The organism is Streptomyces sp. NPDC006265, assembly GCF_040613555.1.
Lineage (GTDB): Bacteria > Actinomycetota > Actinomycetes > Streptomycetales > Streptomycetaceae > Streptomyces.
In genome coordinates this window covers 1-1,776 of the sequence record NZ_JBEXSH010001289.1, presented here as the reverse complement: position 1 = coordinate 1,776, position 1,776 = coordinate 1, and the positions used below count along the sequence as shown (strand labels likewise).

The following is a 1,776-nucleotide window of genomic DNA, read 5'->3' as shown; positions in this document are numbered from 1 at the left end:
CGAGGCTGGGTCGTAATGGCGGACCCGGAGGGCAACGAGCTTTGCATCGAACGGGGGGAACGGGGCTGATGGAGGCGCGGCTGCCAGTCGGTATGGGGGTCCATCGTCCAGAGCCCGCCGATGACGAGGAAGAGGTCGCTCGCGGTGATCCCCGGGCGGATGGTGCCGGCGTCCTCGGCTGCTCGGAGCAGGAGTTCGGCCGCCTCGGTCACCGGTGCGTGACCCGGCTTCTCCGGCCGACCGGGTGTGCTGGTGGCCTGGCGGATGGCGTCGGCCAGGCCCGCCTTGGTCATGGCGAACCGGGCCAGCCGGTCCATCCACTCGCGCAGCGCCCGGTCGGGTTCCCGGCTCTCCAGCAGTACCGGGGCGGTGTCGGCGACCTGCTGCATCTCGTGCCGGTAGATCTCCAGGACGAGCGCCTCACGGCTGGGGAAGTGACGGTAGAAAGTGCCCTGCCCGACGCCCGCCTTCTTGGCGATCGCGCTCAAGGGGACGCCCGCCGAGCGCGTCAGTTCCTCCAGTGCGACTTCCAGGATGCGCTCGCGGTTGCGCTGCGCGTCCGAGCGCAGGGGAGCGTCCTTCTTCTGCCGCACTCGCCCTCCTCGCGGGCCATGGCCTGAACCCGCCCCTTGTTAAGCGGACAGTTGTCCGTTACGTTTTCCGGGTAACGGACAACTGTCCGCTTGTTCCATCGTATCGGCGTGCCGCGTGTGCGGACAGCCTGCGGCCGCGTGCCCCGGGCCCGCCCGCCCCGCATCCTGCACGGTCGCGCACCGGCTTCGCCACCCGCAGCGACCCTGCCCCCCGACCTCGCGATGTGAGAGAGAAGGCTTCCATGCCCCCATCGACGTCCAGCGACCTCACCCTGTCCGTCAACGGCGAGAAGTACACGCTGACCGTCGACCACCGCACCACCCTGCTCGACGCCCTGCGGGAACGACTCGACATGACGGGCACCAAGAAGGGCTGCGACCAGGGCCAGTGCGGTGCCTGCACGGTCCTGCTCGACGGCCGCCGGAGCGTGGCCTGCCTCCAGTTCGCCGTGGCCGCGGAGGGCCGCGAGATCACCACCATCGAAGGCGTGGCCGAGGGCGAGCGACTGCACCCCGTGCAGCAGGCGTTCCTCGACCTCGACGGCTTCCAGTGCGGCTACTGCACGCCGGGCCAGATCTGCTCGGCCATCGCCGTGATCGAGGAGCACGCGGCCGGCTGGCCGAGCGCGGTCACCGGCGACGTCCGGCCCGAAGCGGGACCACCACCGCTGACCACGGAGGAGATCCGCGAGCGCATGAGCGGCAACCTGTGCCGCTGCGGCGCGTACGTGTCGATCGTCCAGGCCGTGGCCAGGGCCGCCGAGGAGACCGAGGGAGCTGCGGCATGAGGGAGTTCGGCTACCAGCGGGCGTACGACGTCTCCGGCGCGGTCGCACTGCTCGACGGCGACGGGGAAGCCCGATTCCTGGGCGGCGGCACGAATCTCGTCGACCTGATGAAGGCCGGCGTCGAACGGCCCGCCCGGCTCGTCGACGTACGCGAACTGCCCCTGAACCGCGTCGAGCCGGCCGAGGACGGCGGGCTGCGCATCGGGGCGACCGTCACCAACAGCGACCTGGCCGCCCACCCCGAGGCCCGGCGCCGCTACCCGGCCCTCGCGCAGGCCGTGCTGGCCGGAGCCTCCGGGCAGCTGCGCAACATGGCCACGGTCGGCGGCAACCTGCTCCAGCGCACCCGCTGCGGCTACTTCGCCGACGTCACCTCCCCCTGCAACAAGCGCGAT

Annotated in this window: 3 protein-coding genes; 2 read left to right on the top strand and 1 reads right to left on the bottom strand. The window is 71.3% G+C overall.

Features of this window, described 5'->3' with window-relative positions; translation table 11 throughout:
• Positions 1-593: TetR/AcrR family transcriptional regulator (locus tag ABZ281_RS48075; RefSeq protein WP_356665026.1), on the bottom strand; the 593-nt coding region annotated here is incomplete at its 3' end.
• A gap of 242 nt (positions 594-835) precedes the next feature.
• Here ABZ281_RS48075 and ABZ281_RS48070 point away from each other — a divergent pair.
• Both ABZ281_RS48070 and ABZ281_RS48065 read left to right on the top strand, forming a co-directional pair.
• Positions 836-1,381 (top strand): 2Fe-2S iron-sulfur cluster-binding protein, encoded by a 546-nt coding sequence (locus ABZ281_RS48070; RefSeq protein WP_356665024.1) that lies wholly within the window; start codon positions 836-838, stop codon positions 1,379-1,381.
• The coding region (locus ABZ281_RS48065) for an FAD binding domain-containing protein (protein WP_356665022.1) at positions 1,378-1,776 on the top strand (399 nt) is incomplete at its 3' end. The genes ABZ281_RS48070 and ABZ281_RS48065, both read left to right, overlap by 4 nt.

Coding starts and splice junctions, on each gene's coding strand:
- ABZ281_RS48070 (WP_356665024.1), top strand. CDS start 836: ATGCCCCCATCGACGTCCAGCGACCTCACCCTGTCCGTCAACGGCGAG.